At 25.4% G+C, this 18,253-nt stretch carries 8 protein-coding genes; 2 read left to right on the top strand and 6 right to left on the bottom strand.

What is annotated here, in order from left to right; genetic code table 4:
* Positions 1 to 102 precede the first annotated feature (102 nt).
* Both HLA92_RS00200 and HLA92_RS00195 read left to right on the top strand, forming a co-directional pair.
* Positions 103 to 1,296: a phosphopentomutase gene (locus HLA92_RS00200; RefSeq protein WP_171112372.1), complete on the top strand. Its 1,194-nt coding sequence runs from the start codon at positions 103 to 105 to the stop codon at positions 1,294 to 1,296.
* A complete protein-coding gene (locus HLA92_RS00195) occupies positions 1,297 to 2,166 on the top strand; it encodes a Cof-type HAD-IIB family hydrolase (protein WP_171112370.1) in 870 nt (289 codons plus the stop codon).
* A gap of 34 nt (positions 2,167 to 2,200) precedes the next feature.
* On the opposite strand, the gene HLA92_RS00190 is transcribed toward HLA92_RS00195, so the two are convergent.
* Genes HLA92_RS00190 through HLA92_RS00165 form a run of 6 tightly spaced genes read right to left on the bottom strand, consistent with a single transcriptional unit; the run spans position 2,201 to position 18,253 of the window.
* Entirely contained in the window at positions 2,201 to 3,526 is a 1,326-nt protein-coding gene (locus HLA92_RS00190) for an ABC transporter ATP-binding protein (RefSeq protein ID WP_171112368.1), read from the bottom strand.
* Positions 3,513 to 5,030, bottom strand: coding sequence for an ABC transporter ATP-binding protein (locus HLA92_RS00185; protein WP_171112366.1), 1,518 nt, complete (start codon positions 5,028 to 5,030; stop codon positions 3,513 to 3,515). The genes HLA92_RS00190 and HLA92_RS00185 overlap by 14 nt, the downstream gene beginning before the upstream one ends.
* A gap of 9 nt (positions 5,031 to 5,039) precedes the next feature.
* Positions 5,040 to 6,017, bottom strand: coding sequence for an ABC transporter permease (locus tag HLA92_RS00180; RefSeq protein WP_171112364.1), 978 nt, complete (start codon positions 6,015 to 6,017; stop codon positions 5,040 to 5,042).
* Positions 6,017 to 7,096, bottom strand: coding sequence for an ABC transporter permease (locus HLA92_RS00175; RefSeq protein ID WP_171112362.1), 1,080 nt, complete (start codon positions 7,094 to 7,096; stop codon positions 6,017 to 6,019). The genes HLA92_RS00180 and HLA92_RS00175 overlap by 1 nt, the downstream gene beginning before the upstream one ends.
* Before the next feature lie 7 nt (positions 7,097 to 7,103).
* Positions 7,104 to 10,037 carry an ABC transporter substrate-binding protein gene (locus tag HLA92_RS00170; protein ID WP_171112360.1) on the bottom strand — a complete coding sequence of 978 codons (2,934 nt, stop codon included), beginning with the start codon at positions 10,035 to 10,037 and terminating at the stop codon, positions 7,104 to 7,106.
* An 8-nt stretch (positions 10,038 to 10,045) separates the two neighbouring features.
* Positions 10,046 to 18,253 carry a PDxFFG protein gene (locus HLA92_RS00165; protein ID WP_171112358.1) on the bottom strand — a complete coding sequence of 2,736 codons (8,208 nt, stop codon included), beginning with the start codon at positions 18,251 to 18,253 and terminating at the stop codon, positions 10,046 to 10,048.

The raw sequence follows: 18,253 nt of genomic DNA, 5'->3' as shown, positions 1-18,253 counted from the left end.
ATTTATATAAATATATTTAATTTTATCTTATTAAACCTACAATTATCATATTTAATATAAAATTAAATATATAACTTCAAAAAAATATATTAAGGACATAATATGAAAAAATTTAAACGTATTTTTATGTTAGTAACTGATGGCTTAGGAATTGGTGAAGAACCTAGACAAGAAGAATTTAATGATAAAGGAGCAAATAGTTTTTTGCATGCATCTGAAGTTTTGGAATTTGAAATTCCAACTTGAAAAAAATTAGGAATTTGTGAAATTGCAAAAATTGCAGATCATCATAAAAAAAATAAAAATCCTTTAGCTTATATGGCTAGAATACATGAAATGTCAAATGGTAAAGATACTTTAACCGGACATTGAGAAATGATGGGTATTTTAACAGAAGTACCTAGTCCACAATTTATTGAAAATGGTTTTCCAGATGATTTAATAGTTAAACTTTCAAAAGCATGAGATGGTAGAAAATTAATTGGAAATAGAGCTGCAAGTGGAACTGTTATTTTAAAAGAATTAGGTCAAAGATCACTTGAAACAGGAGAAATAATTGTTTATACATCTGCAGATAGTACATTACAAATTTGTGGTCATGAAAAATATTTAGGTTTAGATAAACTATATGAGTATGCAAAAAAAGCTCGTCAAATTTGTTCAAGTAAACCAGAATGAAATGTAGCAAGAGTTATTGCAAGACCTTATGTTGGAGAAAATGGTGAATTTACAAGAACATTTAATCGTCATGATTATGCAAATAAACCTCCAAAGAAAACTTTATTAAACCAATTACAAGAAAAAGGAATTCAAACAGTTGGTGTTGGTAAAATAAAAGATATTTTTACAGGTGAAGGTATTGATGTTGTTTATGGTCCTGCTAGTGATGATGAAAACATGGATATTGCTATTGATATAGCTACACAAAACACTGAAAATCAATTTGTGTTTGTTAATTTAGTACAATTTGATAGTCATTATGGACATAGAAGAGATGCTCAAGGATACTCAGAAAATATTTCTAGATTTGATATTAAATTAACTAAATTAATTAATGCTATGAAAGACGATGATTTACTATTAATTACATCAGATCATGGAAATGACCCAACATGAAAAGGAAGCGATCATACTCGTGAAGCATTACCACTTACAATTTTTGCAAAATCGTTTAAAAAACCACAAATTTTCAATAGACCTTTAAATGGATTAGGAACAGCTGGAAATATTATTGCAAAAAATTTTGGATGTAATTTACTTGAAACAGGTGAAGATATTTTTGAGGAATTAATATAAATGCAAGATCTTAAATTACCACTAATTTTTACTGATATGGATGGAACTTTATATAGTTCAAATTTTAAAGCTTCACAAGAAACAATCAGTGATATTAAGTTTGCTACAACAAAAAGTGAAGAAAATCCTAAACCTGCATTATTTAATTTATGTACTGGAAATCCAGTGTTTGAACGTGTAAAAAACGTTGGTAAACAATTAAATGCTAGATATTTAATTGGTTCAACTGGTGCAAGTATTTTTGATATGCAAAAAAATGAATTTATTTATCAAAAGACAATTGATAATGAAGCAGCTAAAAAAATTATTGATTTTGCAAATAAAAATCAATTAGAAATTATTTTTTGAAATTCTTATCAATATTTTTATTCAAATTTTACTAATCAAAGTAGTTTAGAAGCAACATTAGCTTATCATTTTGATACTGACAAAGGAAGAGATATAGTTAATCAATATAAAAATCAAGAAATAAATGATATTATAAAAATTGAATTTATTTGTAAACCTAAATACTTTAAAAAAATTACAAAATTTTTAAAAACTATTAATGTATATTTTATTGAAACATCATCTAATATCGAAATTATGGCTAAAAATATTTCCAAAGGATCTGCTATTAAATATATAGTTGAAACATTTTATCAAAATGAATTAAGTTTAGAAGATGTATTTTGTGCAGGTGATAGTAAAAATGATGTGGATATGTTAAAAATATGTGGTTATTCATATGCAATGGCAAATAGTCCTCAAGTAGTAAAATTACAAGCTAAATACCATACTTCTAGTGTTGAACAAAATGGTTTAGGTGAAGCTATTATTGATTATTTATATCGTTTAAATAAAGTTATAAAGAAATTTTTATTGCATTAAAAAATCAAGGTCAAAACGATCTTGATTTTTTTTGCTATTTAATTATTTTAGATTTATAATTTTTTGCACTTTCCTTAAATGTAGGAAATTCTTCATCGTTTGCTAAAACAAAGTGATTATTAGAAATTTTTTGTCATTTAGGTTGATTATCTTCATCATAGTCATGAACTAAAGGATTATATGCTTTACCAACTAATGAACCTCTTTGAGCTTCAATTGAAGGAACAGCATCTAATAAACTTTGAGTGTATGGATGATGAGGATTTTTAATAATTTCTTTAGTTGAACCTACTTCTAATAATGTACCTTTATTCATAACAGCAATACGATCTGAAATATATTCAACCATTCTTAAATCATGGGCAATAAATAAAATAGTTAAATTATATTTTTGTTTTAATTCTTTAAAAATATTAATAACTTGAGCTTGAATAGAAACATCAAGTGCAGAAATTGGCTCATCTGCTATTAAAAGTTGTGGTTGTAAAATAATAGCACGACAAATTCCGATCCGTTGTTGTTGACCTCCTGAAAATTCTAATGGATATCTATTTAAAACTGAATCATCTAAACCAACTGATTTTAAAATGTCTAACACTAGATTTTTTTTAGCTTCTTTTTCTGTAATATTGTTAGCATTTTCACGTTCTTGTTTTAATTCATTAAATAATGTAGTTAATTCACTATTATTTAATGAAATTATTTGATTATAAAAATCTTCATAAAAAGTAGTAAATGCTAAATCATTACTGGTAAGTGATTTTTCTAAATCCATTTCAAATTTATCAAAAAATTGAGGGTGAGAATCTTTAGATAAATGCGAATAAATTAATTTTTTAGCTTGTTGATCAAAGTTATATAAATAAATTGCTTTTGAATTATTTGTGTTAGTTAAACCTTCACTGATAATGTATTCTACATTTTTAAATGGATTTAAACTATTAGTTGGATCTTGGAAAATCATTTGTACTTTATTAACCATAAAATCAACTATGTCTTTACCCTTTTTAGTTCATTTTCAAACTTTATGTAAATTTTTAGGTACAACTTTGTCTAATATTTTAATTTGACCAAAACTATGAGGAGTTAAACCAATAATAGCTCTTCCTGCAGTAGTTTTTCCACTTCCCGATTCACCTACTAAACCTAAGACTTCACCTTTATATATGTTTAAATTAAAATCTTTCAGTGCTTGAAAAGCTTTTGAACCATATCCATAAGTTACATCCATATTTCTAATTTCAATAATAGTTGGTTTGTCAACTGAATTTAACATTTCTTCAGTTCCAGGTCTTATTTCACGATAAATAGTTTTACCAAAACGTGTTTGTTCAGTGTAATACTTCTTAGTCTTGTCCATTTTGAACCTCACTATTAATTAAATTTGTAACTTCTAAGTTATATTTATGCATTTTTTCTAAATCATTTTGATAATCTGATTGGTTTACAAAAATATCTTCATGAAGATAGTGTAATCTATTGAAATATCTTTTTCATAGATTTTGAATAATTTTAGGTGGTAAATAGTGTGGAGCATTTTTATCTAATAAACTTGATTTCACATAATGAGTTGGTGAAATGTAGTAAAAATCTGATTCTTCTTCAAGGTCTTTACCTAGTGCATAATCATTTCTAATTGCAAATGCATCACCTTTAATTTCATTTAATGATGAAGGAACTGCTCCTTTAATAACATTTAATCTTTCATCATTATTATAATCAGGCATTGATGAAATTAAACCTCAAGTATACGGATGTTGAGGATGCATTAAAACTTCTTCACAAGTACCTGATTCAATAATTTGACCAGCATACATAATGTTAATAAATTCAGCAATCGATGCAACAATTCCTAAGTCATGAGTAATAAATGCTATTGCGATATTAAAGGTTTCTTGTAATTCTCTAATAATATCTAAAACTAAAGCTTGAACAGTAGGATCTAGTGCAGTAGTAGGTTCATCCATTACTAAAATTTTTGGTTTTAAGGAAACAATAGCAGCAATAGCTATTCTTTGTATCATCCCTCCTGAAAGTTCATGAGGATATAAATTCATAACTTTTTTAGGATTAGATATTTTAGCCATTTCTAAATATTTAATTGCTTCTGAAACTGCTTCTTTTTTAGTTTTAACGATTTTATTTATTAACATACCTTCTGTAATTTGTCTTCCTACTTTCATTGTTGGATCTAAAATTGACATTGGGTTTTGAAACACTGCACTAACTATTCTTCCTCTAAGTTTTGATTTTTCTCAATTATATAAGTTGAAATTATGTACTTCTAAACCATAAAGTTTCACACTTCCTGATTCAATAATTGCATTATTACCTGTTAAACCATATAAAAGCGAAGTAATAACTGATTTACCAGAACCAGATTCACCTATGATAGCATGAATTTTACCTTCATAAATTTTTATACTTGGTCCTCTTAAAACTAGATTTTTTTCCTTGGGATTGGCTGGGTTTTTAAAAGTTAAATAAATATCATTAATTTCTGCTGCAACTTTAAATTTATTACCTAAAATCACATCTTCAGTGCTATTATCAATATATTTTTGAAAATCAAAAAGATTAGAATTTTTTTTGAAAGTGAATAATTTTTGTGTTTTATTAATTCAATTTTTTCATAAATCAACTGTATTTCTTACAAAAGATTTATTTTTATCTTTTCTTACTTCTAATAAATTTTTAGGATGTGGCTTTGCTAATTTCTTAATTACTTCAGGATAAATTGGTGTATAGCTATTTTTATTTAAATTGGCTTCTGTTTTTAATGTTGTTTGTAAAACTTCATCATAGTATTCAATTTTTTCTTGATATGAAAGATTTTGTCAATTTGTTTGGATATTATTTTTCATATTTTTTACCTATCTTTGTCTTAATAATGAATCTTGAATACTTGTTGAAATTAATTGAATGGTTGTTGTTAATAAAACTAACATCATTGAAGGTAATAAAACATATCTTGGATAAGCTGTAAATACTTTTGCACCTTCAGAAATTAAGTTTCCTAGTGTTGGTATATCAATACTTAAACCTATGAATGCAAGTGATGTTTCACTTAATATAACACCAGGAATGTGAAACACTATTTCAGTAACTAATAAAGGAATAACAACAGGTAAATAATTTAATAATATTTTATATGTTGGTGTTCCTAAAACACTTGAAGCTGAAACTCATTCAAATGATTTAGCTCTTAAAACTTGTGAACGCATTTGGTTTGCTATATGTGTTCATGAAGTAAATGTTAGAGCAAAAACTATAACTCAGAATGTAGGTTGTCAAACTATTGTTATAACAATTAAAATAATAATTGAAGGAACGTTTGAAATTATTTTAATAATATAAGTCATAACAATATCAAACATTCTAAAATGACCCATCATAATTCCGATTAATAAACCTACAAAAACTTGAATAATAGTAGTTACTAATGCAAGTGCAAGTGAGTATCTAAGTCCTCATCATAAACGAGCAAATAAATCCCTTCCTAAATAATCTGTTCCAAAAATTGAATTACCTTCAAAAAATCCTTGATATTTATTTTCAATATGTAAAGTGTCAGGACTTTTTGTAAAAAATGGAATAAATATTGCACTTATTACAATTGAAAGAAATAATACCATTCCAAATACACCAGCAAAACTTCTTGAAAATCTATAAAATAGTTCTATTCATTTATTTTGTTGCTTTTTGATGTTATGTGATTCATGATATTCTAATAAATTACCAATAATTTCTCATTTTTTATAATTAATTGGTTGAATAAATTTATTAGGTGCTAATGCTTTTCCGTGTTCATTATTTGGTGAAACATGTGTTTGTTTTTTAAAGAATTTCATTATCTTGAACTCCTTCTTACCCGTGGATCTATTAATTTATATAATGCATCACGAGTAGTATATGAAAGAATTGTAATTAACGAAAATAATGTCACCATAAATAAGATAATGTTGTAATCTTTTGAAGTAATTGCGTTTAATAACAATCCTCCACTACCTGTTATAAAGAATATTTGTTCAACGAATAAACTTCCTATAAAACTTCCAAAAATAACAACAGGAAAGAAAGTAGCAATAGGGAATAATGAAGGTTTTAAAGCATGAGTTCAAACAAATCTTGATTTTGATAATCCTTTTAAATAACAGAATTTAGCATGCTGAGAATTTAATTCACGATTTAATTCAGTTCTTATATATTTAATATACACAATAATTGAACCAAGTGATAATGCAAGACCAGGAAGAACATATGTTGCTATATCAGTTTCTACATAAATATATGGAATATGTAATGTTCTACCAATTAATAATAATCATAAAGCAAATACAAGTGATGGAATTGATGAAAAGATTGAAACCACAACAGTTGCAATATGATCAGGTAATTTATCAGGATTCATACCTACATAAACTCCTACTGGAATTCCAATTATTAAAGTTAGCATAACTGAAAATATCCCAATTAAAAATGATTTATAAAATCTAATTCAAACAAAGTCATTAATACTTTGTCCAGGGAAAACAGAATATGAAATTCCAAAATCACCTTTGAATAAGTTTTGTAAATAAATTAAATATCGATCGAATAATGGTTTATCTAATCCATATGTGGCTTCAATGGCTTTTTTAGATGTTTCATCTAAACCACTTGTAAGTGTTGTTGAACCCGGAATAGAATTAATTAAGAAAAATGTAATTGTAACAACGATTCAAGCAATGGTAAAAAACTCAAACACCATAATAAATAATCTTTTTAATGAACGTAGCAACTGTGATTGAAAATTAAAAACATCTCTTACTTTTGAAGTTTTTGGTTTAATTTTTTGAGCAAAATCAACAAAAGAAGGTTTTTCAACAGTTTTTGAACTCATAAAAGTCAATTTTTTTTCTTTGAGTAGTTTTGTGATATTTGTTTTCATATGTCTCCTATTTAATTAATGTTGGTAATGTTGCTACTGGTGGATTTAAAACATCATAAGCATATTGAAGTGAGTAAGTATATAAACTACTTGAACCATTTATACGAGTTACTTCTCAATAAGTATCAACTTCCATTAAAGGTATAACGGGTGCAGCTTCTCTTACTATTTTTTCAAATCCAGCAATTACTGAAAAAGCAATAACTTCAGTTCATCCTTGTTCTTTTTCTTCATCAGTAAATTGACTTGTTAAGAATTTCATATGACGTTTTGTGTATTCATTAATATCTTCATTATTGTACATTACAGAAAGATCAACAATTTTATCCCAAACATCTGGATGGTTTGGTTTTGTTCCTAAAATTCTTAATCTTTGTTTTAATTCTTCAATTTTCTTTTTATCTTCTGAGTTTTTAATTACTAAATTATTATTTTCATCACGTGAGTAACCTAATTTGGTAAAGAATTCATGATAGGTTCAACTACCTGCAGGATTATTTCTAAATCCGGTAGTTTTTTGTTGCTCTGATTTAATTTCATCTGGTTTTAAGAAAACTCTTATATATGAGTATATATCACTTCCAAATGCATCAAAGTTACGATATAGTAAATCATATTTACCTGTAGTTCTTCAATCTTCATAAACATTTTCGGGTAAGTTTTTAATTTCAATTTGAATATAATCGCCAAATGCTTTTTTCATAAAGTCTTTTATCGCTAATCCAGCATTTTTTTGTTCATCAGTTGAGTTTGAAATATATTTTAAAGTAACTTGTTTTAAATCAGGGTGATCTTTTTTAAATTCATCTAAAAATTTTCTAGCAACTTCTGGATGATATCCTTTATCTGTTCTATCTACTGTTTCAAAACGCATTGTTTTAGAAATATGATCAATATGTGTATAGTTTTGAACTGGAATAGGAATACCTCATTTTTTTTCTCGAGCTAGAGGTTTTGCTTTTTTGTAAATAAATGAATTTAAATAATTATTTTCATCATTTTCATTTTCTGGATAATTTCCATATTTAGTATACATATAGTCGTGATCAAAACCAGATTCAACTGCATCACCAAAACTTGAAGAGGCTTGACCAAAAGCAGTTCAAGTTATAACTGGAAATGATGTACTCCATCCAACTATATTTAACATTTCATTACGATTAATTGCATAATAAATTGCATTTCTTAAATTAATATCATTAACATAAGAATCACCATTTGTTTCTTTATCTAAATTAAATGCTAAAGCAATAGTTCCAAATCCAGTTGATTTGTTCATATATTTACGTTTATTTAAATCAGATCAATAAGATCATTGTAAAACTGATGGAATTCTTGTAGTTGAAATATATCCTTCATCAAACATTGTTGAATTAATGTTTGCATCATTTGAGAAATAAATTTTGATTTTATTACTAATAGTTTTAGATGCTGAATAATATTGTTTATTTTTTGTTAATTCTAAATATCCTTGTGGTCCTAAAACTAAATCATCAATATCAAAAGGCCCGTTTGTTAAGAAGTTTTCTTTTTTTAGTCCAAATTCTCTAATTCCACCAATAGATTCAACAAATAATCTATTAATTGGAACTATCATAGAATTTATATCTTGATATGCATTATTAATGGTTGTTGGTTGATATTCATCATATGCAATTCTTAAAGTATATTCATCAAGAGCTAAAACTCTATTTTGCATATATTTTTTAGGTTCTAATCTTTTTACAAAATCATTATTTAATGTAGTTTGACCGTTTGGAACTAAATTTTTATAAAGTTTATTAACTGCTTCTGTATAAATTTGAGGATTATCTGGATCATAAGAAATAGATCCTAATTTATGTTTTAATTCATATGATTGATTTAATAATTTTTTAAATTCTTGTGATGGTTTTTGTTTTGGATCAAAATATAAATATTTTTTAACTTTTGTTGGAATTCTTTGTGCTATATCTTGAAGTTCTTCTTCAGAATGTAATTTAAGTGAATATTCTGGATTAGGTAACATTAAAATTGTTTCATCTGCTTCAAAATCAAAATCAGGTGAATAAGGAATAGCGCTTAAAACTTCATAATTTGATAAGTTTCAATACATTCTTCCTGAGTAGAATCCTAAATTTAAAGCTGTTTCTTTAATTATTTTGACATCTTCTTCATCATTTTCATTTTGACTAGCTCATGGTTTGTAATTTGGATTAAAGACATCATATACTCATTTGCCATTTTCTTTTTTAATAGGTGGATAAGCAAATGGATTTTTAAAAGCTACATTATGTTTTTGAATATATCTTTGTTGTGCTTCAATCATTTCACTTGAAGATTTAAATTTTCTTTGTAACATTGTTGTTACTTTTTGTGAACCTGTTTCTAAATCTAAAATATAGTGCATTGCATCAATATAATCATCAGCAGTAACTGTATCACCATTACTTCATTTGCTTTGCCCATCATTTAATAAAATATTACTTGATAAAAATTTATTTGATGGAGTAACTACAGAATTAACTGAAAGATATTCAGTTTGATCAGTTGCAATTGTTCCTGGTGCAGAACCAAAGTTATCTAATGAATAAAATTGACCAGAATTTTCAGGATTAGGATTTTCTTCTAAATATGTATCTAATGTTCCATCTTCTGAAGTTTGGTATAAACCTAAATTCATTTTAGGAATATTAGCTAGACGTTTAATAGCTTCATTAGGTCCATTTTTTAATGGTGATTCCACTAATGAAGGCAGTATTTTATTAACAGAAGGGTACTTAATATAATTTAATGAGTTAATAGGATCAGTTGCTAATCCTAAATCATAATCTTTACGAATAGATCTAACTTTATTTAAAATCGTATCATTAGAATTTTCATTGCTACATGCAATAACTGTTACAGGTAAAGCAAGTGTAGCTACTGGCAAAGTAAATAATAATAATTTTTTTGCTTTCATTGTTCTCCTTATTTTGTTCCGTTAAATTGTACGCCTACATGTAATACTGGTACTTGTTGTCCATCAATTTCTTTTAAATATATTGATGTTGGTGCTTGAGAAAATGTTTTACCATTTTCTGAAACACTTTGGTTTTTACCTAAATCCATTTTTAAGGTGATATTTCCAGCTTCTGAATCTGAGAAATATATTTTGTATTCATGATTTGGTTCTAATAATTTATTTTGATAATTAGACATAATTGCATAATCACTTACTCAAGCAACAAATCCTGTTCCTTTATGATATCCGTTTGAATCTGTATAATCATAAGCTTCATCTTTTAATCAATGACGTGCATTTATATCATTTTCATTGTTAATATTTTGAGTTTTGTAATAGAACATATTACTACTAAATTCTTTATTAATTTTTAAAGTTTTTCTTTCATGAGTTTGAATATCTTCAAAAACTAAGTAATTAACTTTTTTAGCATCTTCTGCATTTAAATATCCAAACATTGCAACTGCATCTTTATCAGTGTGTCTTCAAATGTTTGAAATATTACGGTGTCCTACCCCTTGTGATTGAATATAGTATTCTCAATATGCTTTTGCTCTATTATTTACAACATTACCTTCTAAATCTTTAATTCTGATAGTATCATCAACTATTGGTATACCTTCATCATCATATAATCTAAAATTCAACATATCACGGTATCAACGGTCTTTAAATCAACCATTGTTAATTGATTTAAATTGACCTAGATAATTTGAATTTTTATTTTGATCACTTGAAAAATTATCTACATTGGCCATATCATTTGGTCTGTAATCTAGATTCAATTTATTAGCTCTTAGTTTTAATTCATTATCTAATTTTTGTTCATAATCAACAATTGTGTTTTGAATTGTATGTTTTGATTCCCCTTTGAATTGAATTAATGCATCTTTTCATTTAGCTGTTGGTTGACCATCTACAACGTATTCAAGACCTGTTGTAGCTTCACTTACATTAGTAATAAAACTTGGTAAATTTCTAAATTCTGAAGTTGAAGGTGAATAAGTTATTTGTAAATTATCACGGTTAATTACTTCAGCAAATGAATAAGTATAATCTGAGAAAAATTCATTAAATTTACGTTCTGTTTTAGTTTTAAAGTAATTTACAACATCTTCTGTTGGTTTTAGTTTTTTAGTTATACCTTTTGTAAATGATAATAAAATGCTATCCATACCAAATTTTGATAATCTAAAGTTATATAAAAGTTGTGTTGAATACATTTGTGTTTTATTATCTAAAATTAAATCATCAAATAATGAGAATTTATCTAAAGAAACATTATTTTCTTTTGCAAATTCATCATATGTATTTAATAATTGTTGCACTGGCATTTCTCATTTAGATTCATCTAAATTATCTTTACCAACAACAACATCTTCTGATTTAAATGTTGCATAACCTAAATCTTTATCAAAAATTCAAGCATATCTTAGTTGATTGTCTTTATTTTCTTCAATTTTTTGTTTAATTGTAGATAATGGAATATCTTTTATAAATAATGCTAATTTAGATTCAGTAAATCTTCTCATTATTTCATTGGCTATTTCTTGACGATTGTTATCTCTTAATAATTTATTTAGTTTTAATTTATCTGAAGTAGATAAGCTATTATCAAGTGATAATGCTAATTTTAAACCTTTTATAAATTTATCAATATCAAATTTAGATTCAACGTAATCAATATCTCAGTTTACAACTTTAGCTTGTGAATCTAATTTGGCTCTTAAAGTATCAACACTTGCAAAATTAAAGAAATCATTATAATTTAAAAATTTTAGATCAAAATCAAATAATTTTTTATTATCTTTTAAAAGATAGTAACTATCAAATAAAGAATTCAATGGATCTTTTGCAAGAGTATTTTTATTAATTTTTAAAGACTTCATTTCTCAGAAGGCTGGATATCCTGGAACTTGAGGATTTTCTGAAACTATTTCATCATTTGCATTTACTGTTAAGTAACTATTATTTTTGATATCAATACCAATTAATGATCTTGTATATGGTCCATATCAATTTAATAAAGGTAATTGATTGATTTGTTTTAATGTTTGTTTATTAAATGTATCAATTAAAAATCCGTCTGTAAATGCATTTTCTAATTTCACGTTAGGTAAATATTGTGTATCTTTATCTAATCATAAAACTTGTTTTGCTCCAGCTGCAAGAGTTGGATATGTTTCTCCTTCTGCTAAATACATTGAAATTAATATATCAGTAAATGTTGTATTATCTTTACCTTTTTCTTCGAATGGATTTAAATAAAAATCTTCTTGTAAAACATCTCTAATTTTTGAATCACCAATGTGGTGAATTCTATCTCTTAAAACTGTTCCATCATCTGCATAATATTTAGCAACTATATACTCAGGTGTAATTGTTGCTGTTTCTCTATTTCTAGATTGTAAATGATCAATATATGGTTTTAAAATTGATAAATTATAGTTTTTATTTGCTGATGTAAATATTTCAGCATATGAAGGATATGCAATAATTGTTTTTGGTTCAATTGAAGTATTAGTGGTACTAAAATCTCAACCATTAATACTAAATTCTTTTACAATTAATGATTTAATAGTATCTTCAATTTCTTTTATTTTATCATTAATGTATTTTTTAGTTATGTTTGCGTTTCTTTCTCCAGTTTGATCATATGGATTTTCATCTTCATTATGATTATTAAAATCTACATTTAAAGGTACGTTTATAACTGGACTTCCATCTTTATTAAACACTAATATTTTTGAAATGTTGTTATATTCTTTACTATCAGAATCTCAACTACCTTCAACAATTTTTGGCACTAGTTCACCACTTCTATCTTCAAATTGAATGAAATTACCTTGGCCATCTTTTAAAATTCCACTTAACATATCTAAAGAAGCTTTTGTAAATTTCAATTTACCATCTTTATCTTTAATCATGTATTTCACTGGGAATTGGTCATCTGAATATTTTGTTGGATTTAATGTTCCTGAGTTTTGATCTAATGTATTCATTAATCAAAGATCAAATACTTGTAATCATTTTTGATCTTCTTTATTATTAATACCATTTTCTTTACGTCTTTCTTCAGTTGCTTTAACTAATCCTTCATAAGTTTGTAAGAAACGACGCTTACTATTTTCCATCGCATTTTTAAGATCTGAACTACCTACTTTATATCCTCAAATATCGTTTCCGCTTTCAACTGTATCTTTATTTATAACAATTTCACCTTGTTCATTCTTTTTAGGTTGATTATATAATAAGTATTCACCTTCATTGTTTTCAGAAACAACATTTGGCTCATTTAAAAGTGGAGAAGAGTTTAAACCTAAGTGTGTTCTTGCTTTTAAATATAAATCTAAAACATTTCTTGAGTAATAGTTATTGATATTAGGAGTTGAACCAGGAACTAAAGCTGAACCATATAATGGTTTTTGTCCTTTATCTCCTAAATCTTGAGCTGCATTTAATGTCATATGATGTCCATATTCGTGTGCTGCAACAAATTTTAGAAAATCAACTGCAATACCTTTAAAATTAGGATCATTCATTGCAAGAACTGCTCATAAACCAATCCGAGAATCAGGATCTAAACCTAAATATGAACCTTTTTCTAATTTGTATTCAAATTCACCTTTTTCATTTAAATTTGTAACTAAATGTTCTCCTTCTAAATACTCTCCAACTCATGGAACTTTATTTAATAATGTTTTGGTAAATCCATCATATGCTTCTACAAAAATACTATATGTAGGAACAGTTTTAGTTTCACCATTATCATCAATTATAATTTTGCTTCCTTCTTCTTTAATTGAATAAGGTTGGATAACAGCTTTATAACCTGCTACATCTAATAATTCTCTTACTTGTTCTAATGTTGTATCACCAACAGCATCACTAACATTAGCATCTACTTTAAATTTGATGAATTTAGTATTTAAATATGTTGAAGCATCTTGGCTAGTTACTATTTCACCATTTCTTTTTTGTATATTTTTAAGAGTAAAAGTTAAAGTAGTATTTTCTTTTTTAATGTCATTTAATTCAACATTAAAAATGTAGTGTTTTGCAAATTCATTAACATCAGTATCATTTTTGACAATACCTAATTTGGTTAATTTATTTAATAAATCAATTTTTGATTTAGCAACTACTAGAGGATTATTATTTGAAATTTCTTGTCCTTTATCTTGAAATAAACTATCTAATAAAATCGATTGTCTTGTATAAACTCTTTTTACTTCTTTAGCCGCTTTTGCAGCTGCTTCTATAGCTTCATTGTATTTTTGATTACTTTTTTCAAATAAATCAGCTTTTGTATAAAGTGATTCAATTAATTTTGCAGGTTGATTATTATACTCTTTAATTGAATCATATAGTCTATCTCTTGAACGTGTATATTTTGTTACATCAGCATTCATTTTATCAATTAATGTTTTATTTCTATCTGCTAAATCTTGATCTTCAAAATCATATTCAAATTCACCAGATTCTTCAAAATCTTCATATTCTCAAGCATCTGCTAATTCTTGAATATTTGCAAGTTCTGAGTAATAATCTCCATCTTCATAATGAGTTGAAGATGCTAAATCTTTATTTAAATGAATTTGATTTTGTAAATTAACAATTTCTTTTTGTATCTCTATTTTTTTGGCTTCAGAAATTTTTTCATCATCAAGTTGTTCTTTTAGATTTTCAATTTCTTTTTCTTGTTCTTCAATTAAATTTGTATATTTTTCATATTTTTTGTGTTGATATGAAATTATAAAATTAAATAATGTACCAATGAATTTTCGTTCTTGACCTTCACTATCACCATAATTTCCCAATTTTTTAAAAATAGGATTAGAAACAATTGAATAATAATCAGTAATTACTTCTGATAAATTATTTGTTGAGTATGTTTTGTCTAATTCTCTAAAATAATCAAGTGAGTTTTTGAAATTGGTTAAAGTTTGAGTTAAATTTTTGTTAAAGTTTTCATTTTCAATATTAAATGTTTCAATTTCATTATTTGATTTTTCTATTAATTGTTCCATGTAAACATTAAATTTTGGATCAGAAAAATCAGCATCAGAAATTGATTTAATAATTTCATTTATTTTTTGATCATAAAGATTTGATCTTATTTTTGCATAATCATCATAATCTGCTTGTAAATTAGAATTTATGGTTGCTATTTTACTAAAAATTGCATATATATTTTTTAAGATAATAGATAATTTAATTTTGTAAGTATCTCTTGATTCTTGAACAGTTTGTCTTAAATTATCAATATTATCCATTGCTTTTTTAAATGAATCAATATGAGTTGATAACACATCGTCATTTATAATAATATTTTCAATTTCTTTATATAAACTTTTTTCACCTTTATCATCGGTATAGTCAACAAATGATTTTAATGTAATAATACGAATTAAAGCTTGAATATCTTCATTATATTCTTCTGTTAAATCAGTTACTTTTTCTTGTTCTTTTTGAAATTCTGAAAATAAATCATCTAAATTGGTTTTAGAAATTTTATCTTTAATTTCTTTTTCTTTTTGAATTAATTCTGGGTTGTCTTTATAAGATTTTACAATTTCTTGAACTTTATTTTGTTCAGTGTTTTCTTTTGTTTGAATTTGTTTTTCTTGATCTATTGCAAGTTTTTGTTTTTTTGCAATGGAAAATGCTTTTTGTAATGATATTATAGCAGCTTTAGTTGTTGCATCAGTTACAGTCGATGGATCTTTAAATAATTCATCGGTTTTGGCTTTTTCTTCAGTTAATTGTCTTCTTATATTTGAATATCTATCTTGTATTTGGGTATCTTCAGGTTTTTTAATTTCATTGTTTAGATAATTATCAACATCCTTAACTAATTCTTGATAATTTTCATATTTTTTAATAGTTAAATCTTCAGTACTAAAATCATTTTCAATTGAATGAATATTTTTTGAATATAAATAAAAACCTTTAGGATTATCATCCTTTTGTGAACGCATAAATCCATTTAGGTTTGAATATTCACGTCAATTAATTTGATAATCTTTTGATAATTTTAATAATTCATCAACTGCAATTAGTTGAATTGGAGTATATCCTAAATCAGCTGAGTATAAAATATACTTGTCATCTTCTTTTTGAAGTTGTGCATAAATATCTCCGCTAAGAATTTCATTATATTGTTTATATTGAGGACGATAATTTATAATAAAATTATGTAATTTTTTAATATATTCAACTTTTTCATCAATTGAAGCAAAATCATTTTTATCTTTATTAAATTCTGATTCTACAACAACTGAATTTAGTTTATATAAACCAATTAAAGCTTTTAATTGTTCAGGTTCAAATAATCCTTTTTTAAGGATTTTCAGTATTTCTTGTTTTTTAGTTTCTAAATTTAAGTCTTTATCTTGTTTTGAAAGTTCAATAATGTTTTTATGAGCTTCAGCAACTTGTTCATCAGTTGGAATTAAGCTATTTAATTCAGTTATTTTATCTTCAGAAAGTTTTTGAGCATCAGTAAATTGATAAATTTTTAAATTTATATTTTCAATTTCTATTGCTAATTTGTATAATTCATAATTTTTATTTTCTTTTGCTTGATCATCTGTCTCAGAAGAAATTGCAGCTTCTAATTCAACTTTTTGTGCTTGTTTTGCTTTTAATTCTTTATCTAGTTCTGCTAATTTTTCAATACTTTTTTGTTTATCTTCTTTATATAATTGAAGTTCTGTTTTGTATTTTTGACCTGATTTTTGAATTAATTTATTATTTGAAATAATTAGATCTTGAATTTCTTTTGATTTATCTAAATCTCTTACATAATTTTCAAATTTATTGAAATCTTCTTTAGTTAAATAACTATTTTTTGATAAAGATTTTGTAAAAATTGAAGATATATCTGATGATAAATTACTAAATGCTTTCTTATTATGATCTAAACCTTGTTCCACACTTTCAACATTTTGGTATTTAACATAATTAGAATCATTATCTTTTTCTTCTTTGTATTCTACAGATTCAATATCGTTAAAAAGAATTAAATTTTTTCCATCTTCAAAAATTATTGTTAAACGTTTATCACTAAAACCTAAATTTAATGAAATATCATCTTCTCTTTTAAGAACATTAATAATTTTTTTCTTTTCAAAAGTGAAATTTTTATAATTTTTTAAAGTATCAAATTTATCAGTTGATGAATATTTTTTTACATATTCTGCAAATTTTTCTTTAGCTTCTTGTTCTGAATTTGCATACACTAAAGAAATATAATCTGATTTAGATTCTAATCTAATTTTTTCAATTGAACTATAAGCTTCTTTTGTTAATTTTTCTTTAAAATCACCTTTAACAACAAATACTTCTTTTCCAATTAAATTTCTTTTATCACTAATTGTTCTAAAAGTTTGTTGTTTAACTGTTTCATTAGAAATATTAGTAAATGAGTTATATTCATTTACATTATCTAAAAATTGTTGTAATTCTGGAAAAGTCAATAACTTTTTATTGATTCTATATAAAAGCGAATCACTTGCATTACCTGGTCCACTTAAAGTACTATGTAATGGAATTGAACCAAAGAAAGCATCAGGGAAAAATTTAATTGTTGTATATTCTTTATCTTGATTAGAGTGTGAACCTAAAGTTATATTATTTCCTTGTAGTTCTACCCCTTTAACAATAGAAAATTCTTTTAGTGTAATAATTTCAGGTCCTCATGAAACATTATGCATAAATCATTGCGTAAATTCATAAAAATCTTTTGCACTAACAGCTTCAATATATTCATTATAAAAATCAAACATACCATATTTAATATTTAAAAATGGCATTGCGTGATTTTTTTCATAATATTGTTTTAGAAAATCATTGTATTCAATTCATTTATCTTTATAGAAAACTTGACCATTTTCTCCTTTTGCAGGATCAAATGCAGCAATGTCACGATTTTTGTCACTATTAACAAATGTTAATTTAGCACCAACTTTAGGATCTACGAATTTATTTTTTAATAAATTATTTTCAAAACCTTCTTGTAAATTTGAAAGTGTTGAATTGTATTTTAAAATTCCAATAGTTATAGCAGATGCTAAAGCTATTGTTGCAAGTGATATTACATATTTAGGTCATACAACTGTTCTTCAATTGAATGATTTTTTGAGGTTATTGTTTGGTTGTTTATTTTTCAT

The sequence above is a fragment of the Mycoplasma miroungirhinis genome (assembly GCF_013008815.1).
GTDB classification, from domain to species: domain Bacteria; phylum Bacillota_I; class Bacilli_A; order Mycoplasmatales; family Metamycoplasmataceae; genus Metamycoplasma; species Metamycoplasma miroungirhinis.
Note: the sequence above shows the minus strand (reverse complement) of the source record. Positions and strands in the feature narration are given on the sequence as shown.